Below are 18,178 nucleotides of genomic sequence, written 5' to 3'. Positions count from 1 at the left end.
GGGTTTTAAGTGTCGAACGGTGAAAACGTTCACGCGCCATGGTAAAGGGACGCGCGCTTGCCGTCGCGCTGGGACTGCTGCTGGCCGGAAGCGTTTGCACGGGGTACGGTCAGCCGGCCGCCTGGTGGGGCGTGCAGGCCAAAGCCGTGGGCGGGGTGGGCGTGATGGCGGAAGGTCCGCTGGGCGATGGCCTGCGCGGGACGCTCGGAGCGGGGTGGCTGCTGCTGATTGTAGATGGATTTGCCGGCGCGACTGCGCGCCCGGATGAACCGGTCAATCTGCTGGGGCGCCTGCATCTGATGTACATGGCGAGCTTCTGGGATGGAGAGGCAACGGTCGCTTTCGGACTGGAGCCCGGCGTGCGGGTGTGGCTTCCCGGCCGGCGATGGGCTATAGAGGGTGGTTTGATCGGCGTGCCCCGATGGAAGGAGCGGCTGTCCGGAGGGCCCGGACGCGACGGCCTTTCCCGTCGGCGCGTGCTGCAATGGGACCTCCTCCCGAACGTGGGACTGGTGATGCGGCTGGGGCGGATTCGGGATTAGAAATACACCCGTCCGCGCAGGAAAAGCACGTCGGGCAACAGGCCGTACTCGCTGAGCCGATCCCCTTCGCCCAGCCAGCCGCCCAGCACGAGATCGACGGCCTGGGTGGCCAGCCAGGTGAGCTGCAGGCCGGTGTAGCAGCTCCGGTCGTTCAGATTGCGCAGGTGCAGCGCCTGGAGTTGCACGAGCGGGTGGAGTTCGTACTGCAGGAGCAGCGCCAGCTCGTCGCGGCCCACCTGTACGGCTTCTCCGGAGGCCAGCGCCGTCCAGTCGTAGGCTTCGGGACGGGCCGCCCCCCGGCCGTTCCGGTAGTACTCGACGAGCCCGTACCACCGGGGCGAGAACTGATGATCGAGGCCCAGCACAAGGCTGATCGCGTGGTTCTGCTCCCAGAGCAACTCGGCGCGGGCACCGGCCGTGCCCAGGTTGCCGGCCGCCGTCAGCCCCACGGTGGCCCGTCGGCGCAGAATCGCGCCCACGAGCGCCAGGTCGTAGGTGCCTGCGTGGGTGCGCCAGCGGAAGGCCACGTTGTGCCAGCGGCCGCGACGCTCCGGGTTGTACACCAGCTCCAGGTCGCTGAGCAGGCCCAGATAGTAGCGTACGGCGAGCGCGTCGGCGCCGCTTTTTTCGAGCTGGTCGAACTCGAAAGGCGCCAGCGGATTGAAAAAATCCACCGGCGTCCAGAGGCGACCGACGCCCCAGGCGATGCGCTGGCGGCCCATCTCGATGCGGCCCCAGTCGAACGACCTTCGCAGCGAAAGCCGATCGATCCCGTGGGCGATTCGGGTAGAGCGGTCGTGATAGAGCCGTGCGCTCAGATCCACGAGCTGGCGGGGCGGCGGGGGCGCTTCGCCCTCGAGCAGGCCCGGGGTCCAGAGGTAGAGCAGATTCAGTTCGTAGGCGAGCTGGAGACGCAGGCCGCCGGGCAGGCGGGCCTCGGGCATCAGGCGGGCACGGACCAGATCCAGCGTCAGCGTGCGCGCCCCTCCGAAAAGCAGTGCTCCGACGGGGTCGAAGCGTTCGTAGGCGTGCAGCGCCAGCACGTAGCCGCGCAGGCGGGCCGGCTGGGCCTGCACCGAACCGGCCGCGACGAGCAGCAGCGTGAGCAGCAGGCGTTTCACCTTCGTTCTTCGCGTTCGATCCGTCCGTCGTGCAACCGGAGCAGGCGGCGGCCCCGCTCGATCACCTGGGGGTCGTGCGACGAAAAGACGAACGTCACGCCCTGCGTGCGGTTGAGCTGTTCCATCAGGTCGAGCAGACGGGCGCCGGTGGCCGAGTCGAGGTTGGCCGTCGGCTCGTCGGCCAGCACCAGGCGGGGATGGCTGACCACGGCGCGGGCCACGGCCACCCGCTGCTGCTGGCCGCCGCTCATCTCGTGGGGGCGTTTGTGAGCCAGCTCGCCGATACCGAGCTGCTCGAGCACTTCGAGGGCGCGGCGGCGACGCTCCCGCTCCGGTACACCCTGCAGGAGCAGCACGAACTCGACGTTCTCCAGCGCCGTCAGGACCGGGATCAGGTTGTAGGCCTGAAACACGAACCCGATCTTGTAGAGCCGGAGCCGGGCCCGTTCGCGTCGGGAAAGCGTGGACAGGTCCTGGCCCTCGAAAGACACCCGTCCTTCGGTGGGCACGTCGAGCGCGCCCAGCAGGTTGAGCAGCGTCGTCTTGCCGGAGCCCGAAGGACCGGCGATCACCGTAAACTCGCCCGGTTCGATCGTGAGCGAGACGCCGCGCAGCGCCTGGACGGGCACGGCACCCTCGTCGTAGATCTTCGTGACCTGCTCGGCCCGGACAATCGCGTTCGGGTTCATACGGCGCGCATTGCTTCGACGGGTTCAACATGGATGGCCCGCCAGGCCGGGTACAGCGCGCCCAGCCAGGCCACCAGCGGAATGATCAGCCAGGCGTTCCAGACCACCCGGAACGTCAGGCGCGGGTAGATCACCGAGCCGACGCCGAAGGCAGCCAGCGCCTCGGAGAAGACGGCCAGGTCCAGCCCGTGTCGGGCCAGGTAGGCATAAACCGGCAGGCTCAGCGCCCAGCCGATGGCCGTGCCCAGCAGGCCGATCAGCAGCGACTCGAGTGACACGAGCAGGAACAGCCGTCCCTCGCTCATGCCGATGGCCCGCAGCACGCCGAATTCCGGCAGCCGCTCCATGACGGCCATCAGCATGGCGTTGATGATTCCGAAGATGAGCGCCACGCCGATAATCAGGTAGAACAGGTACATCATCTCGGCGTAGAGGTCGCGCTGCATGACGAGCAGCGGGACCACGTCGCGATAGGTGAGCACTTCGAGCGTGTCGGGCAGCGCGGCCTGCAGGCGGGTCTTCAGCGCATCGGCCTGGCGCACATCGTCCAGGAGCACGGCCAGCTCGTGGGCAGCGTCGGGGGGCAGCCCCAGCATGGCGCGGGCACGGTCGATCGGGATGAAAGCCATCGTCCGGTCGAAGTCGGCACTGACCGTGCGGAACAGCCCCACCACGCGGAACACCTCCGAGCCGATCTGGCCGTCGGGACGGGCGGCCATGGCCACCACCCGGTCGCCGAGGCGCACTTCGAGCTTGCGAGCCAGGCGCTCGCCGATCAGGATCTCCGGTCCCTCGGCTGCAAGGTAGCGGCCCGCGACGAGCTGCTCGGCAATGAACGTCACAAGCGACTCGGCCTCGGGCGCGACGCCCACGAGCTGCACGCCGCCGTTGTTGTAGGCGCTCGAGAGCAGGCCGTGAACCAGCACGCGCGGGGCCACCGCCCGCACTTCGGGCTCGGCGGCCACCTGCTGGCGGAGCGCCTCGGCCTTTCGGAAGAAGTGCTCGACGGCCGGGTTGGCATGGTAGCCCTGACGGTGGATCTGAACATGTCCGATGTGCAGGCGGAGCTGATTGTCGAGCATCTGCTCCACCATGCCCAGATTAAGCGTGTCGAAGAGCACAAGCACGAACACGCCCACCACCACGCTGCTGAGCACGATCAGCGTGCGGCGCCGGTTGCGCCACAGGTTGCGCCAGGCCACGCGGGCCAGTCCGGTAACGCCTCGGAAGCTCATCAGGTGTAGCGGATGCCTTTCAGCGGTTCCAGTCGGAGCACGTGCCAGAGCGGGTACAGGATGGCAAGTCCGGCGATCACCAGCACGCGCAGCGCCGTGCGCAGGAAAATGTCGGGTGCCACCGAGGAGGTCAGCACCGGAAGAAAGCCGTAGTACTCGTAGAGCTGGGCCAGTTCGCCGCCCAGCGTGATCGGATGGCGGATCAGGTACGTGTTGACGCCAAAGCCGGCCAGGCTTCCCAGCAGCAGGCCGATCAGCACCATCAGCACGGCTTCGGCGAGCACCACGCGCAGCAGCCGTTCGTTGGGCATGCCCAGCGCCAGCAGCACCCCGAACTCGCGCGAGCGCTCCAGCACGCTCATCAGTACCGTGTTCAGCACGCCGAAGGCCACCAGCACCAGCAGCATGAAGAGAAAGAGCAGGCCGCTGACGTTGTCCAGCTCGATGGCCTGGCGCAGCTCGGGCATCAGTTCTTCCCAGGTGCGCACGACGAGCGTGCTGTCGAGCCGGGCTTCGAGCCGGTCGCGCACAATGGGCACGTCGGCGTTGCGCCGGACGGCCACCGCCACGGCCGTCACGCGGTTGCCGGTTTCGAGCAGGTCCTGCAGCGCCGCCAGCGGCAGGAGCACAAGGGAGCGATCGTGCACTTCGTAGCCGATGCGCAGCGCGCCCACCACCACGGCGAAGCGGCTGGTCAGAAAGCCCCCGTACGTTTCGGCCAGCAGCACCAGCGTATCGCCCACCGAAGCGCCCAGGTTTTCGAGCAGGCGATAACCGGCCACGATTTCCAGCGGACGGGTAGCCTCCGGCATGCGGCCTTCGACCAGCCGGGTGGGAAAGTCGGTCACTTCGGGCTCGTAGGCCGGGTCGATACCCAGCAGGCGCACGCCGTAAGAGGTGGCCCGGTTGCTGATCAGCCCGCCGCTTTCCAGCCGGGGGGCCGCGCCGGTGACGCCCGGCGTGGACCGAATGCGGGCAAAGAGCGAGTCGGTGAGCCGAAAGCTCTGGCGCAGCGAGCGGCGGTCCAGATAGTCGGGGTGCTGCACCTGGAGGTAGCCGGTCGAAAGGCGGGTGCTCTGGCGGATAAAGAAGTCATAGGTGCCGAGCTGGAGTCCGCGCATGAGCACCATGAGAAATGTGGCAAAAAAGACGGCCGCCACCGTCAGCAGCGTGCGTCGGCGGTTGCGTCCCAGATTGCGCCAGGCCAGCCGTCCGGTCATGATTACTGCTCCAGCGCTCGAAAGCTGAAGATCTCTTCAGGAATGGGGATGTCGAATTCGATCGAAAGCAGGCGAATCTCCGTGTAGCGGCCGGGTTCACGCTCGTTGTGCATCACCCAGCGGGTGGGCAGGCGGCGGCCGCCCATGCGCCGTACGTCGTGGAACGTGAAGGTTCGCACCCGAGCGCCCTGCTCGCTGTAGTACTCGATGCGGGCCGGCAGATGGTCGGGCTGGCGGATCCAGTAGAGCAGTTTACCCCAGACGACGGCCGCTTCAGGTTTCGGAGTGAGTTCCAGCACGTAGCACGGGACGCCCTCGAGCGTGTCGGTGCGGAGTAGTCGGATGTGATAGTCCCGCACCGGGTTCGACTCGCGCACCAGATCGTCGTACGTGAAATCGGAGCCCATCCACGACTGAAGCATCATGGAGGGCGGGATCTTGATGGTGGTTTCCGTCTCGCGCAGGTACATCCACAGCTCGTTCCCCCGCTTGAGCGTGCGGTTGCCCGCCTCACGGGGCGGCTCGAGCGTGACGATGAGCGCCTTTTCGTTGCCTTCCCACCAGGCTTCGAGCCTGCGCGTGCGCCGGTAGTCGGGCGTGACGACGGTCATTTCCAGCACGGCGTGGCTGGTTTTGCCCTTGATGGCCTCCTCGGCCGCACGCACGAGCGCCACCGGATCGACCTCCTGGGCCAGGGCCGGACGCACGGCCGCCGCCGCCAGCAGCCACAAAAAAAGCCACGGGTGGAATCGCCCGTGGCTTTTTTGCATACCCGCAACGCGTTGATTGCCATCCATGGTATAGCGCATCACTGGTGCCTTTCAGAGTTTAGGCAACCGGGCGCTTTGACGCAAGCGCTCAGAAGCGCAGCAGGGCGCCCATGGGTGCGTGTTGCGCCATGAGCGTGCGGGCCGCCTCGCTCCGCACCAGCTCGATCGTGGCGTCCTGGGCCAGCGCCATTTCGAGCGCCCGATCGATGATGTCCGATTCGGCCTCCACGGGATTGCCGCAGGCCGGGCAGGGCTTCGAGGCGTCCAGCACGAGCAGGTCGCAATGCGCGCAGTAGCCGCCCGCCACCTGGAAGGCGTCGTCCACGGCCACGGTCATAACGCGCCGCTGGTTGATCGCGTCGATCACGTGTTCGACGCCCCAGACGCCGCGTTCGGGCAGGCTTTCCTGAATGCGCTCGAGCGTGCGCACCTCTTCGCGTGCCTCGACGGCCCGCTGCACGGGCTCGATGGCCTCGGCCACCTGATGCACCGAGGCATGCACGTCCACCTCGAATTCGCCGCCCACCTGCTCCCGAATGGCCTTGGGTAGATGCTCCACGAAGCTCGGCTTGAGCTTTTCGGGCGCCGAAAAGAGCAGGTAGCGGGCCTCGAACTGCTGGAAGACCAGCGCGGCAATGGTCGCCAGCGCCTTACCTTCCTGATGCAGGAGCTGCAGCTCGATGTCGTCGCGCTGGTTCCAGTCGATCCAGTCGGTGACCAGACCGCGGAGCTTGGGACCGGTCAGCGTCAGCACTTCTTCGACATAACCGATCTGGCTGATGAAGAAGCGGCTGTGCTCGCGCGAGAGCAGCGCCACGGCGAAGCGGTCGTGCTCGTCGCGCGTGCGCACCAGCGGACGCGTGTAGGGTGTCGAGGCCAGTTCCAGCCGATCGGGTAGCGGGATCGGCAGCGCAATCTGACGCCACAGGCCCAGCGATTCGCACACGAAGAAGGCCACGCCCCGGCCCATGGCCGGCAGGCCTTCCTTCAGGGCCATTTCGATGCGTTCCAGTTCGCCGGCCACGTGCTCGCGCAACCGACGGTCTTCGATCGTGTCCAGTTTGGCCCGGACCAGATCCTTGAAGGCCACGTGCCAGGCGTCTTTCAGCCGCCGCTCCGGCGTCAGCTCCAGGTACAGGCTGACAATCGGATCGCCGGTCGAATGAATCGTGCCCAGTTGCCGGAGGGCGGAGGGCGTCAGCAGCCGATAGGCCGGCTCGGTGCGTTCTTCTTCGAGCCGGGCCAGAATGCGATCCCGCAGCTCAGGCGAAAGCGTTTCGGTCAGGTGCACCGTCGATTTTTCCATAGGGTTCTTTCCGGTTTGGGTGATCGAGTACATCAGAAACTTCAGGTGCGCGCTTCCTGCACGCGCCGACGGGCACGTTGCAGGATTTCGGCCGTCTCGCGTACCGATCGCTGCACGACCATGGCCACCTCCTGAATCGGGACCTCGTGCGTGTCGTGCAGCAGCAACACCTGGCGTTCGACGGGTTCCAGCGGCTCCAGCGCTTCGGGTGGTACCTCTTCCACGATGAGTCGCTCCGTTTCGAGCGTGCTCGGATCCGGAAGCACGTCTTCCCAGCGTTCCAGATCGTCGGGCTGGTACCATTCCCAGAACGACTCCTCGTCGTCGTAAATGGGCTCGGGCGGTACCGGCTCGTCGAGCGACAGCTCCCAGAGCCGGCGGAAGGTGCGTTCGCGCTGCAGGTAGCGCTGGAGCACGCGATGGAGCAGACCCAGCAGCCAGGCCCGGACGCTCAGTCGTTTCGGCTTGCGGTGCCGCTGGCGCCAGGCCGTGATCAGCGTCTCGCCCACCAGTTCCTCGGCGGTCAGGTCTTCGGGACGCAACTCTTTGAGCCGCCGGTAGTGCTCCAGTTCGCGGTGGGCGGCACGCAGCAGTTCGTCCAGGTAGGGCTCAACCAGCCGCCGGAAGGCGCGTCGGTCGCCTTCCAGTACGGCTTTCCAGGACGGGATGACGGTTTCGGTTGCCAAGGTTGCTTCCGGTCTGATGGTTCAGGAATACCTGCTCCAGAAAAAGCGCGGAAAAACAGGAAGGAGTTCCGGAGGAAACGTACCGTTTCTGCAACAAAAAACCCCGCGTCCTTACGGGCGCGGGGTTCTGAAGGTGGGTTCGATCGCTCAGGAGGTCACGGTGACCGGCGTGACGGCCGCTTCGTCTTCCTCGCCTGTGCGGATGCGGTAGATTTTCTCGACGGGGATCACGAAGATCTTGCCGTCGCCTACTTCGCCGGTGCGGGCCGACTGGAGGATGGCCTGCACGGTGGGTTCGACGAAGTGGTCCGAGACGCCGATGTCGAGCATGACCTTGTCGTGCAGTTCCATTTTGACCGTGGTGCCCCGGTAGGTCTCTACCAGGTCGGTCTCGCCGCCGTGACCCTTGACGTGCGTGACCGTCAGGCCGTGCACCTCGGCCTGAAAGAGAGCCTTGAGCACGTCGCCGAGCTTCTCGGGGCGAACGATGGCGCGGATCAGTTTCATGGCGGTTTTCGGGTTTGGGTTCAGGAAGTTGCCGGATGAGGCTGGGGCGCAGGGGCCGGCACCGTTCCGTTGGCCCGCTCATGCTCCAGGAGCAGGATGGCACCCTCGCCGTCGGTGTAGGCCTCTTCGCCGTGGAGGACCACGTCGAGCCCGACGGCTTCGGCGCGGGCTATGGTACGAACCGGCATGAACAGGCTGAGGGCCTTCAGAATGAGGTAGGAGACGACGCCGCTGTAGAGCAGCACAGCCAGTACCGATACGAGCTGGGCCACGAACTGGCCGGGATTGCCGAACAGCAGGCCGTCGGTGCCGCCCCAGCTCGTCTGGGCGAAGACCCCGGTCAGCAGGGCGCCGGTAATGCCGCCAAGGCCGTGCGCGGCGAACACGTCCAGCGAATCGTCAAACCGGGTGCGCGGCCGCCACAGGATGGCGAAGTAGCTGGGCAGCGCCGAGATAGCGCCCAGCAGCAGCGCAGCCCAGGGAGCGATGAAGCCGGCAGCCGGCGTGATGGCCACCAGGCCCACGACGATGGCCGTGGCTGCACCGACGGCCGTCACCTTGCCCTCGCGCCCGAGGTCCAGCAGCGTCCACACCAGCAGTGTGGCGGCCGGCGCCAGCATGGTGTTCACGAAGGCCAGCGCGGCGCTTTCGCCGGCGGCCAGGGCGCTTCCGCCGTTGAAGCCGAACCAGCCGAACCACAGCAGGCCGGCACCCAGCAGGACGAACGGCACGTTGTGCGGCAGCATGGCCTGGCGGCCGTAGTCCTTCCGGGGACCCAGAAAGAGCACGGCTGCAATGGCCGCGGCCGCCGCGTTCACGTGCACGACGGCCCCGCCGGCAAAGTCCAGCGCGCCCAGGTCGGCCAGCCAGCCGCCGCCCCAGACCCAGTGCGCCACCGGCGCATAGACGAGCAGCCCCCACAGCGCGATGAACCAGAGGTACGCTTTGAACTGCATGCGCTCGACGATGGCGCCGGAGATCAGCGCGGCCGTGATGATGGCGAAGGTGCCCTGGAAGGCCATGAACAGCAGGTGCGGAATGCTTCCGCTGGCTTCCAGACCCACGCCGCGCAGCAGCGCCATCGATAGATCGCCCATCCAGGCCGAGCCTTCGCCGAAGGCCAGCGAGTAGCCCAGCAGGGCCCAGAGCACGCCCGAAACGCCCAGCGCGATGAAGCTCATCATCATTGTGTTGAGCGCGTTTTTGGCACGCACCAGGCCCCCGTAGAAAAAGGCCAGCGCGGGCGTCATGAGCAGGACCAGTGCCGTGGAGACCAGCATCCAGGCCGTGTCGCCGCCCGAGAGGACGGCCGAGGTGGCGTCCTGAGCCCGGGCCGGAAGCGCCAGCAGGAGCGGCGCAGGCAGCAGTGCAAATCGAAGTCGCATAAGCGCACCTTATTTTTTTAGGTTGTTGAAATTAGATCTGGCATATTATTTAGGAATTCTGATTTGGAAAGTCAATAACTTAAACAACTCAATTGTATAAGTTAATTTTTAGAAAGCGCTTCTGGTACCTGACTTAATAAAAAAAGGCGTCGCCGCCTGTGGGCAGCGACGCCGTGATCGGTGTGGGCGTGCCGGAGGGTGTCCGGCCAGGCCGTCGTTATTTCTTTTTCAGAAAGATCTGAGGACCGACGATCCACATGCCGGCCATGACCACGAAGGATAGCGCGCCAAGCACAACGTCCATGATGCTACCTCCTGTTTGGGTTGGTTACGGGTTGGCGTTCGATCTATTGCGGATTTCTGGATGATCAGGCCCCGACCATTTTGCCCGGCTTTTCGGCCAGACCGTTTTCGAAGACGTAGGCCGAGACGCCGTGCTCGGTCACGTCGAGCCCGGCCAGTTCGTGCTCGCGGCTGACGCGCAGGCCCATCGTCTTGTCCAGCAGCGTGAAGAGCAGCCATCCGGTGAGGCTCGTCCACAGGACCAGCGCCACGATGCTGATGAGCTGGACCAGTAGCTGGTGCGTGTCGCCCACGATCAGGCCGCTGACGCCGTAGGTGCCGTCGGCAAAGATGCCCACGGCCAGCACCCCGAACAGACCGGCCGCTCCGTGCACGGCGAAGGCGCCCACGGGGTCGTCGATTTTCAGCTTGTGCTCGACGAAGTGCACGGCCCAGAGCATGACCACACCACCGAGCGCGCCGATGACCACGGCCGCCCAGGGGGCCACGAAGGCGCAGGGGGCCGTGATGGCCACCAGACCGGCCAGGATGCCGTTGCACGTGGCCAGCAGATCGACGTGGCCGGTGCGGATCATGGTCAGGTACATGGCCGCCACACCCCCGGCCACAGCCGCCAGCGCTGTGTTGGTGGCGATCACCGAGATGCGCAGTTCGGTAGCCGCCACCGTGCTTCCTGCATTGAAGCCGAACCAGCCGAAGAAAAGAATGAAGACGCCCAGCGTGGCCAGCGCCAGGTTGTGCCCCGGAATGGGGCGGGGACGTCCCTGCTCATCGTACTTGCCGATGCGCGGCCCCAGTTTTTTGGCGCCGATCAGGGCAAGGATGCCGCCGACGGCATGCACCACGCCCGAACCGGCGAAGTCCACCGCGCCCATCTCGCCAAGCCAGCCGCTGCCCCAGACCCAGTGTCCGTAGATCGGATAAATGAGGGCGCTGACCAGGAAAGAATAGGCCAGGTAGGCCGTCACCTTCGTCCGCTCGGCCATGGCCCCGGAGACGATGGTGGCAGCCGTGGCGGCAAAGACCATCTGGAACAGCCAGTACAGGATCGTGCTGACGTCGTAGGCTTCACCGGTCAGGAAAAAGCCCGAGTAGCCGATGAACGGGTTGCCCTGCTCCAGTCCCGGCGCCATGCCCGAACCGCCGAACATCAGCGCATAGCCGAAGGCCCAGAAGGCCAGCGCCGCCATGCAGAAGTCCAGCACGTTCTTCGTGAGGATGTTTACCGTGTTTTTGGCCCGGGTCAGGCCGGCCTCCAGCAGGGCAAAGCCCGGCTGCATGAAGAAGACCAGGAAGGCGGCTACCAGCACCCAGACGAAATTCGCCGGAGCGGTCGGGTCGGCTTCCAGCGTCGCCTTCCCCGAGGGATCGGCCGCCAGCACCGGCGAGGCCAGCAAAAGCCCCAGAGCGGTCAGCAGAAGCCCGTGCGCGTAGCGTCGAGTGGTCCTCATGCTCTGTCTCCTTACTTTTTTAAGGGTGTTTCGACTGGATCCGCAAAATATTTAGCAAAATAATTTTTTCTTGTCAATAACTGAGGTTAAGATTTTTACGAAGTTAATTTTTAGAAAGCGATTTCAGGATTCGATTGAAAAAATCAATGGCCCGCTTTGCATGGCGTGCGGGCCGGTGCAGCGCGTCTGGATCCGGTGACAGACAGATGTCACCACGACGAGGGAAATTGCCGGAGCAATCGGAAACAATGCACAGCGATAATGAACAACCGTATCGATCTGAAGCGTCTGCAGGCGCCCTTTGCGCCGGAGGACATCGAATGGAAGCCGATCGCCATTTCGAAGCAGGCAGGCAAGGCACTGGTGGCCCCCTATGTGACGAACCGGGCCATCATGGACCGGCTCGACGAAGTGTGCGGCCCGGAGAACTGGCGCAACGAATTCCGGCCCGGACCGGGCGGCGGCGTGCTCTGTGGGATTTCGATCCGGGTGGGCGACGAGTGGATCACGAAGTGGGACGGTGCCGAGAACACGGACATCGAGCCGGTTAAAGGCGGGCTTTCGTCGGCCATGCGCCGGGCGGCCGTCCAGTGGGGCATCGGACGTTACCTCTACCGGCTTCCGAACCAGTGGGTGCGCATTGACGAGCGGGGACGGCTGCTCGAAACGCCCCGCCTTGCCGAAACGCCTGATCCCGCTCCGGAGAACCGTCCGACGCCGGCTCGCCGGACGCGCCCGGTGCCACCGCGCGCCGCTACGTCGCGGGCGGGTTGACGGGCCGGACGCCTTCCAGGCCTACCTCCCAGCCCACCCGAAACACGTCGTCCGGCGGCGCATGGCGCCAGATCAGGCTGACGTGGGTGACCGGGAACGTCAGCGGATCCCACTGCTGCTGCAGCGCGCGTTGCAGCGCCACGCAGGTGGCGGCGTCGGGCGCCTGGCCGATGCTCAGGTGCGGCGTGAAGCCGCCCCGATGGCGCCGCACGTCGTCGCACTCGGGCGCCACGGCCAGCAGCGCCTGCTGGAGCGCGTCGAGCGCCTCGGCGGGTTCGGGTGCCAGCCACAGCGTGCAGCGGCCGCTCGGGTGCCGGAAGTAGCGGATCTCGGCCAGGCGTACGGTGAAGGGCAGCAGCGGGCGGACGCGTTCGGCCATGGGCTCCAGCAGCTCCGGCCAGGCTTCCGTCGGGCGAAACGGGTAGAGCAGGTTGATGTGGGGCATCCAGCGCCGCACCTGGCGGTCGTGGCGCTCGCGAATGGCCTGAATGGGCGGCCAGAGCGCCTCGGGCGGTATGACGACGACGGCCGTATGGTGCGTCTTGCGCGACGGCATCGCTTGATTGCAAGGAGAAAAAAAACTATTATGAGTCAGTAAGGCTAAGTTAAACAAAAGATGAGAAATGAGAAACTGGGCTAAAATAATAGTCGGCGATAGTAGAAAGATGATTGAAGTCGAAGACAAAAGCATCGACTTAATTGTCACATCTCCCCCGTATTGGCATATTAAGGATTATGGAGTCCCTGGTCAGATAGGATACGGGCAAAGCCTCCATGAGTATCTGAAGGATCTTTATCGAGTTTGGAAGGAGTGTTATAGAGTTCTTAAACCAGGAAGAAGATTGTGTGTAAATATCGGAGATCAGTTTGCTCGTTCTATAATTTATGGAAGGTATAAAATTATACCGTTACATGCTGAATTTATAGCTCAATGTGAAGAGATAGGTTTTGATTATATGGGTGCAATTATATGGCAAAAGAAGACAACAATGAATACTACTGGAGGAGCCAATGTGATGGGATCTTACCCCTATCCTCCAAATGGAATGATTGAAATAGATTATGAATTTATACTCATATTTAAAAAGCCTGGTAAAAGTGATAAGATGGCGCAAACTTTAAAAGAAAAATCCAAACTTAGTAAAGAAGAGTGGAAAGAGTATTTCTTGGGACATTGGTATTTTGGAGGGGCAAGGCAAATAGAACACGAAGCAATGTTTCCTGATGAATTGCCCAAGCGACTTATAAAAATGTTTTCTTTTGTTGATGACACTGTACTTGATCCGTTCCTGGGAAGCGGAACAACCGTTAAGGTGGCACTAAATTTAGGCCGGAATGCTGTGGGTTACGAGATAAACGACAAGTTTATAAGTATAATGAAAGAAAAAATTGGCTTAGGCAAAAGTTCTTTGCAATTTGATAATGTTCAAATTGTTAAACGTGAAATAGAAGAAAAATTTGAGAAAGTAAATTATTTTCCGAGAATCAAGGATGCTAAACCTCAAATAGATCCTAAGAAGTTTAATTTTAAAAATGATAGGCTTTATAAAGTAACAGGTATAATTGATGAACAAACAATTCAAGTAGATACAGGATTAAATGTTAAATTCTTGGGTACAAAAATTGTAAAGAAAGATGAAGTTTTGAAATATTTAAGAGAACGAGTCTTGGGGAAAGAAATTTTTCTTAGATTTGATAATGGCAAAGCTTTAAATGGAAATACGGTTGAGGCTTACGTCTATCTTAAAAATAAAATTTTTATAAATGCCTTTTTGATAAAAAACAAAATGGCTATAGCTGATAGAATAAAAAATTACAAGTATAAAGATAAATTTATTAAGTTAGAAAGAGAGTGAAAAATGGCTAAGGAATGGATATTAAACGTAGCAACTAATAGATGGGGTCTAAACAAAAAGGATAGGGTTGGCCCTGTATCTCAATGGATTCGTGAATGTGATCCGAAATCTATTGAAGATTGGGAAGGTTATTATTATGACAAACTAAAAAGATTTCTGGAAGAAAAAGGAATAAATTTGTCTCCAGAAGAATATGTAGAAAGTCTCGGTAAAATCCTTTTCGTAAAAATTACTGAAGTTATTCACGCCGAAGTCGAAGATGTAACTGAATATGACTGTGTTCAATATATTTATAATCTTGTAATTAATCGCACTTATGACGGGTATATTACAGAAAAACGCACTGTTTATGAAGAATTGCAGCATAGATTGAGTGTCAAAATTGAACCAGCTCCTGACGAGTGGGATAGACTGTATAATGTGGACTTTTATATTAAAGTTAATGATAAGTATATAGGATTGCAAATCAAGCCTATCACTTATGAGCAGACTCCTGAGTTATATAAATGGAAAGATTGGCTTAGTAGGACTCATGTTGACTTTGAGAAGAAATACGGAGGAAAAGTTTTTATCATATTCTCAATAAAAAGAGATGGTCGAAAAGAAATCTACAACCCTGATATTATTGGAAAGATTGAAGAAGAAATTCAAAGATTAAAAGCCTTAAAGTCTTGAATTACTTGGAGTAATATGTGAATTCGAGTCTCTCTGCTGCTACTTCTGAAAAAACCTGTCATGGCTGATCCGCTACGCTATCCGATCGGGCCGTTTCAATGGCCTGAAAAGCCGCTGACCACGGAGCAGCGGGAAGGGCTGATCGCGCAGCTGGCCGAACTCCCCGTGCAGGTGCGGCAGGCCGTGGCGCAGCTCACCGAAGAGCAGCTGGATCGCTCCTACCGGCCGGGCGGCTGGACGGCCCGCCAGGTGGTGCACCACCTGGCCGATAGCCACCTGAACGGCTACGTGCGCTTCCGGCTGGCGCTGACCGAAGAGGCGCCGCTGATCAAAACCTACGACCAGCAGCGCTGGGCCGAACTCCCCGACGCCCGCTCGGCGCCGGTCTCGGCCTCGATCGCCCTGCTGGAAGGGTTGCACGCCCGCTGGGTGGCCCTGCTTCGAAGTCTGAAGCCGGAGGACTTCCAGCGGACGTTCCGCCATCCGGAACACGGGCCCCTGACGCTGGATCAGGCACTGGCGCTCTACGCCTGGCACGGCCGCCACCATGTGGCCCACCTGTCGCTGGTCCGGGTGCAGGCCGAATCGCAACCGACGGGCTCATGAAGCAGCCGGCCATTGCGATCATCGGCGGCGGCATCGTCGGACTGGCCACGGCCTACCGGCTCATGGAGCGCATGCCGGGGGCCACGATCACCGTGCTGGAAAAAGAAAACCGGGTGGCGGCGCACCAGACGGGACGCAACTCCGGCGTGATCCATTCCGGTCTGTACTATCGTCCCGGATCGCTCAAGGCCACCTGCTGTCGGGAGGGAAAGTGGGAACTGATCCGATTCTGTGAGGCGGAAGGCATTCCCTGCGAACTCTGTGGCAAGGTGATCGTGGCCGTCGAGGAGGCCGAGCGGCCGCGCCTGCAGACGCTTTACGAGCGCGGGCAGCAGAACGGCGTGGCGTGCACGCTGATCGGTCCCGAGCGGCTCCGGGAGCTGGAGCCGCACGCGCACGGCGTAGCGGCCATCCACGTGCCAGAGGCGGGCATCGTCAGCTACCGGGCGGTGGCCGAGCGGCTTCGCGCAAAGCTGGAGGCGGCCGGCCACCGTGTGGTGCTCGGGGCGCCCGTCACGCGCATCGTGCCGGACGGCCGGGGCGTGGTGCTCGAAACGCCGGCCGGTGCTTTCCGGGCCGACGTGGCCGTGGGTTGCGCCGGACTCTACGCCGATCGGATTGCCCGCATGGACGGCCTGGAGCCCGGCGTCCGCATTTTGCCGTTCCGGGGCGAGTACTACGAACTCCGCCCCGAGCGGCGGCATCTGTGCCGCAATCTGATTTATCCGGTGCCCGATCCGGCCTATCCGTTTCTGGGCGTGCACTTCACGCGCATGATCGACGGCCGCGTCGAGTGCGGTCCCAGCGCCGTGCTGGCCTTTGCCCGCGAGGGCTACCGGCTGACCGACGTGCGCCCGTCCGAGCTATTCGAAATGCTCGGCTACCGGGGTTTCTGGCAACTGGCCCGTCGCCACTGGCGCAAGGGCGTGCAGGAGTTGCTGCAGTCGCTGAGCAAGCGATACTATTTGCGCCAGGCCCGGCGGCTCATCCCCGAGGTGACGCCGGAAGACTTCCTCCCGGCGCCGTCCGGGGTGCGGGCGCAGGCCGTCGATCCCGAAGGACGGCTGGTGGATGACTTCCTCGTGCTGGAGTCGCCGCGCATGGTACACGTGGTCAACGCCCCCTCGCCGGCCGCCACCTCGTCGTTTCGGATCGGCGCGCTGGTCGCCGAACGCGTCCAGGCGCGTTTCGATTGAGGATCAGCTTCCGGCGCGTTGTTGCTCGCGCAGGGCGCGGAAGGGTGTGCCTTCGCGCCAGTTCGGGAAGTCGGTGCTGTTGGCCAGCCGGTAGCCGATGTCGAACAGCAGCCGCAGGTCGTCCACCGCACCGCGCAGGTCCCAGGCCGGATCGTACTCGTCGGAGGGCTTGTGGTAATGCCGCTCGACGTACTCGGCGCGGCGGGCCAGCGTCCAGTCCGGTCCGTGCTCCACGTGGTCAATGCCGGCGTCCAGGTACAGCGCCGGGATGCCTACCCGGGCAAAGCTGAAGTGGTCCGAGCGGTAATAGTAGCCTTTTTCCGGTTCGGGATCGGGCCGCAGGTAACGTCCCTGAGCCTCGGCGGCGGCCGCCGCGTAGTCGTCCAGCTCCGACATGCCGTAGCCGATGACCGTCACGTCGCGCATGGGACCCAGCACGTTCAGGCCGTCCATGTTCAGCACGGCTACGGTCTTTTCGGGCGGGAAGACCGGGTGCGTGGCATAGTAGGCCGAGCCCAGCAGGCCCTGCTCTTCGGCGGTGACGGCCAGGAACAGCACGGAACGGGCGGGCGGCTCGGGCAGCGCCGTGAAGGCCCGCGCCAGCGCCAGCAGGCCGGCCGTGCCCGTGGCGTTGTCGAGCGCGCCGTTGTAGATGCTGTCGCCGGGCAGCGATGGATCGACGCCCAGATGGTCCCAGTGGGCCGTGTAGATCACCACCTCGTCGGGACGCTCCCGGCCCGGCAGGAGCGCCAGCACGTTGCGCGAGCGCACCTCGCGGGTCGTATTGCGCAGCGTGGCCGACAGGCGCAGGCCCAGCGGCACGGCCCGGAAGCCCGGCCGGGCGGCCGCCGCCTTGAGCTGCTCCAGATCCCGGCCGGCCAGCTCGAACAGCCGACGGGCCGACTCATAGGTCAGCCAGCCCTCGATGGCGCACCGGTCCATGTTCTGCTGTTCGTTCACCAGCGTGAACTGAGGACCGGACCAGGAGCCCTGTACCACGGCCCACGGGTAGCCGGCCGGACCGGTCTCGTGGATGATGAGTGCGGCTGCGGCACCCTGGCGGGCGGCTTCCTCGAATTTGTAGGTCCAGCGGCCGTAATAGGTCATGGCCCGGCCGGTGAACAGCGTCGAGTCGCCCGTCGCGTAGCCGGGGTCGTTCACCAGGATCACCACGGTCTTGCCGCGCACGTCCACGCCCGCATAGTCGTTCCAGTCGTACTCGGGCGCCACGATGCCGTAGCCCACGAAGACCACCTCGCTTCCGGTCACCGACACCTCCGGCACCAGCCGTTTGGTCCAGAACATGGCCTCGTCGCCGTAGCGGAAGCGCAGGCGGCCCCGGCGTCCCTGCACTTCCAGTCGGGCCGAGGCCGGATCGGCCGTGATCTCGGCCAGCGGCACTTCCTGGGTATAGCTGTCGCCGTTGCCCGGACGGAGCCCCAGCGCCTGAAATTGCTCGATCAGATAGTTGACCGTCTTTTCTTCGCCCGGTGAGGCAGGTGCCCGGCCCAGAAACTCATCGGAGGCCAGCACCTGGATGTGCTCGGCCAGCAATTCCGGCGTGATGGCCCGGCGGGCCGCTTCGGTGGAATCTTTCCGCCGGCAACCCGTCCACACAAGCACAGGCAGCAAACAGGCGACAAACAGGCGTGTCGTCATGGTTCTTTTCGGTTCGGTTTGAGATTGCGCGCGTGTTCCGCGGGGACCGCTGAGGGCCCTTCGTTTACGCTTCTTAGCGAACTACAAGCACGTTTGTAGTAAGCCACAAGGCGCAGTCGCAGTGGCGTTTGCTAAAAGGCCCGTCGCTTCGTGTCTGTTCACAGGTTCGCTTTGAGCTATTAAGGTACAAAAGCGCG

The 18,178-nt window shown here is 62.6% G+C and carries 18 protein-coding genes; 6 read left to right on the top strand and 12 right to left on the bottom strand.

The window, feature by feature from the left end; all coding sequences use genetic code 11:
• Positions 1–38 precede the first annotated feature (38 nt).
• Positions 39–542 carry a hypothetical protein gene (locus GYH26_RS13660; protein WP_014067997.1) on the top strand — a complete coding sequence of 168 codons (504 nt, stop codon included), beginning with the start codon at positions 39–41 and terminating at the stop codon, positions 540–542.
• On the opposite strand, the gene GYH26_RS13655 is transcribed toward GYH26_RS13660, so the two are convergent.
• The 10 genes from GYH26_RS13655 to GYH26_RS13610 all read right to left on the bottom strand — a co-directional run bounded on the left by GYH26_RS13655 (position 539) and on the right by GYH26_RS13610 (position 11,215).
• A complete protein-coding gene (locus GYH26_RS13655; RefSeq protein WP_161542119.1) occupies positions 539–1,663 on the bottom strand; it encodes a hypothetical protein in 1,125 nt (374 codons plus the stop codon). The genes GYH26_RS13660 and GYH26_RS13655 overlap by 4 nt on opposite strands.
• Positions 1,660–2,352: an ABC transporter ATP-binding protein gene (locus GYH26_RS13650; protein ID WP_014067995.1), complete on the bottom strand. Its 693-nt coding sequence runs from the start codon at positions 2,350–2,352 to the stop codon at positions 1,660–1,662. The genes GYH26_RS13655 and GYH26_RS13650 overlap by 4 nt, the downstream gene beginning before the upstream one ends.
• Entirely contained in the window at positions 2,349–3,587 is a 1,239-nt protein-coding gene (locus GYH26_RS13645) for an ABC transporter permease (RefSeq protein WP_014067994.1), read from the bottom strand. Before GYH26_RS13645 ends, GYH26_RS13650 begins: the two co-directional genes overlap by 4 nt.
• Positions 3,587–4,807, bottom strand: a complete 1,221-nt coding sequence (locus tag GYH26_RS13640; protein WP_161542118.1) for an ABC transporter permease — start codon at positions 4,805–4,807, stop codon at positions 3,587–3,589. Before GYH26_RS13640 ends, GYH26_RS13645 begins: the two co-directional genes overlap by 1 nt.
• A gap of 2 nt (positions 4,808–4,809) precedes the next feature.
• Positions 4,810–5,577: an outer membrane lipoprotein-sorting protein gene (locus GYH26_RS13635; protein WP_242006443.1), complete on the bottom strand. Its 768-nt coding sequence runs from the start codon at positions 5,575–5,577 to the stop codon at positions 4,810–4,812.
• Positions 5,578–5,665: 88 nt separating this feature from the next.
• Entirely contained in the window at positions 5,666–6,883 is a 1,218-nt protein-coding gene (locus GYH26_RS13630; protein ID WP_161542116.1) for a peptide chain release factor 1, read from the bottom strand.
• 41 nt (positions 6,884–6,924) lie between these two features.
• Positions 6,925–7,569 (bottom strand): RNA polymerase sigma factor, encoded by a 645-nt coding sequence (locus tag GYH26_RS13625; RefSeq protein ID WP_161542115.1) that lies wholly within the window; start codon positions 7,567–7,569, stop codon positions 6,925–6,927.
• Positions 7,570–7,716: 147 nt separating this feature from the next.
• Positions 7,717–8,076, bottom strand: a complete 360-nt coding sequence (locus GYH26_RS13620) for a P-II family nitrogen regulator (RefSeq protein ID WP_014067990.1) — start codon at positions 8,074–8,076, stop codon at positions 7,717–7,719.
• Positions 8,077–8,096: 20 nt separating this feature from the next.
• On the bottom strand, positions 8,097–9,461 hold the full coding sequence (locus tag GYH26_RS13615; RefSeq protein WP_174238088.1) for an ammonium transporter: 1,365 nt from the start codon (positions 9,459–9,461) through the stop codon (positions 8,097–8,099).
• Positions 9,462–9,829: 368 nt separating this feature from the next.
• A complete protein-coding gene (locus tag GYH26_RS13610) occupies positions 9,830–11,215 on the bottom strand; it encodes an ammonium transporter (RefSeq protein WP_161542114.1) in 1,386 nt (461 codons plus the stop codon).
• A 261-nt stretch (positions 11,216–11,476) separates the two neighbouring features.
• Between GYH26_RS13610 and GYH26_RS13605 the strand changes: the two genes are divergently transcribed.
• Positions 11,477–11,989, top strand: a complete 513-nt coding sequence (locus GYH26_RS13605) for a Rad52/Rad22 family DNA repair protein (RefSeq protein ID WP_161542113.1) — start codon at positions 11,477–11,479, stop codon at positions 11,987–11,989.
• Here the strand turns inward: GYH26_RS13605 and GYH26_RS13600 are convergent.
• On the bottom strand, positions 11,970–12,545 hold the full coding sequence (locus tag GYH26_RS13600) for a 2'-5' RNA ligase family protein (protein ID WP_161542112.1): 576 nt from the start codon (positions 12,543–12,545) through the stop codon (positions 11,970–11,972). The genes GYH26_RS13605 and GYH26_RS13600 overlap by 20 nt on opposite strands.
• A 67-nt stretch (positions 12,546–12,612) precedes the next feature.
• Between GYH26_RS13600 and GYH26_RS13595 the strand changes: the two genes are divergently transcribed.
• The 4 genes from GYH26_RS13595 to lhgO are packed head-to-tail and all read left to right on the top strand — an operon-like array spanning position 12,613 to position 16,322.
• Complete coding sequence (locus GYH26_RS13595; protein ID WP_014067986.1) at positions 12,613–13,845, top strand: DNA methyltransferase; 1,233 nt, start codon at positions 12,613–12,615, stop codon at positions 13,843–13,845.
• Between the two features lie 3 nt (positions 13,846–13,848).
• Positions 13,849–14,520 (top strand): MjaI family restriction endonuclease, encoded by a 672-nt coding sequence (locus tag GYH26_RS13590; RefSeq protein WP_014067985.1) that lies wholly within the window; start codon positions 13,849–13,851, stop codon positions 14,518–14,520.
• Positions 14,521–14,580: 60 nt separating this feature from the next.
• Positions 14,581–15,126 (top strand): YfiT family bacillithiol transferase, encoded by a 546-nt coding sequence (locus GYH26_RS13585; RefSeq protein ID WP_161542111.1) that lies wholly within the window; start codon positions 14,581–14,583, stop codon positions 15,124–15,126.
• The gene (gene lhgO, locus GYH26_RS13580) at positions 15,123–16,322 is read left to right on the top strand and encodes an L-2-hydroxyglutarate oxidase (protein WP_161542110.1); all 1,200 of its coding nucleotides are present in this window, start codon (positions 15,123–15,125) and stop codon (positions 16,320–16,322) included. The genes GYH26_RS13585 and lhgO overlap by 4 nt, the downstream gene beginning before the upstream one ends.
• Before the next feature lie 3 nt (positions 16,323–16,325).
• On the opposite strand, the gene GYH26_RS13575 is transcribed toward lhgO, so the two are convergent.
• A complete protein-coding gene (locus GYH26_RS13575) occupies positions 16,326–17,981 on the bottom strand; it encodes a M28 family metallopeptidase (RefSeq protein ID WP_161542109.1) in 1,656 nt (551 codons plus the stop codon).
• Positions 17,982–18,178: the final 197 nt, after the last annotated feature.

The sequence above is a fragment of the Rhodothermus marinus genome (genome assembly GCF_009936275.1).
Classification (GTDB): domain Bacteria; phylum Bacteroidota; class Rhodothermia; order Rhodothermales; family Rhodothermaceae; genus Rhodothermus; species Rhodothermus marinus_A.
The sequence above is the reverse complement of the archived record's forward strand: the minus strand, read 5'-3'. Positions and strand labels throughout refer to the sequence as shown.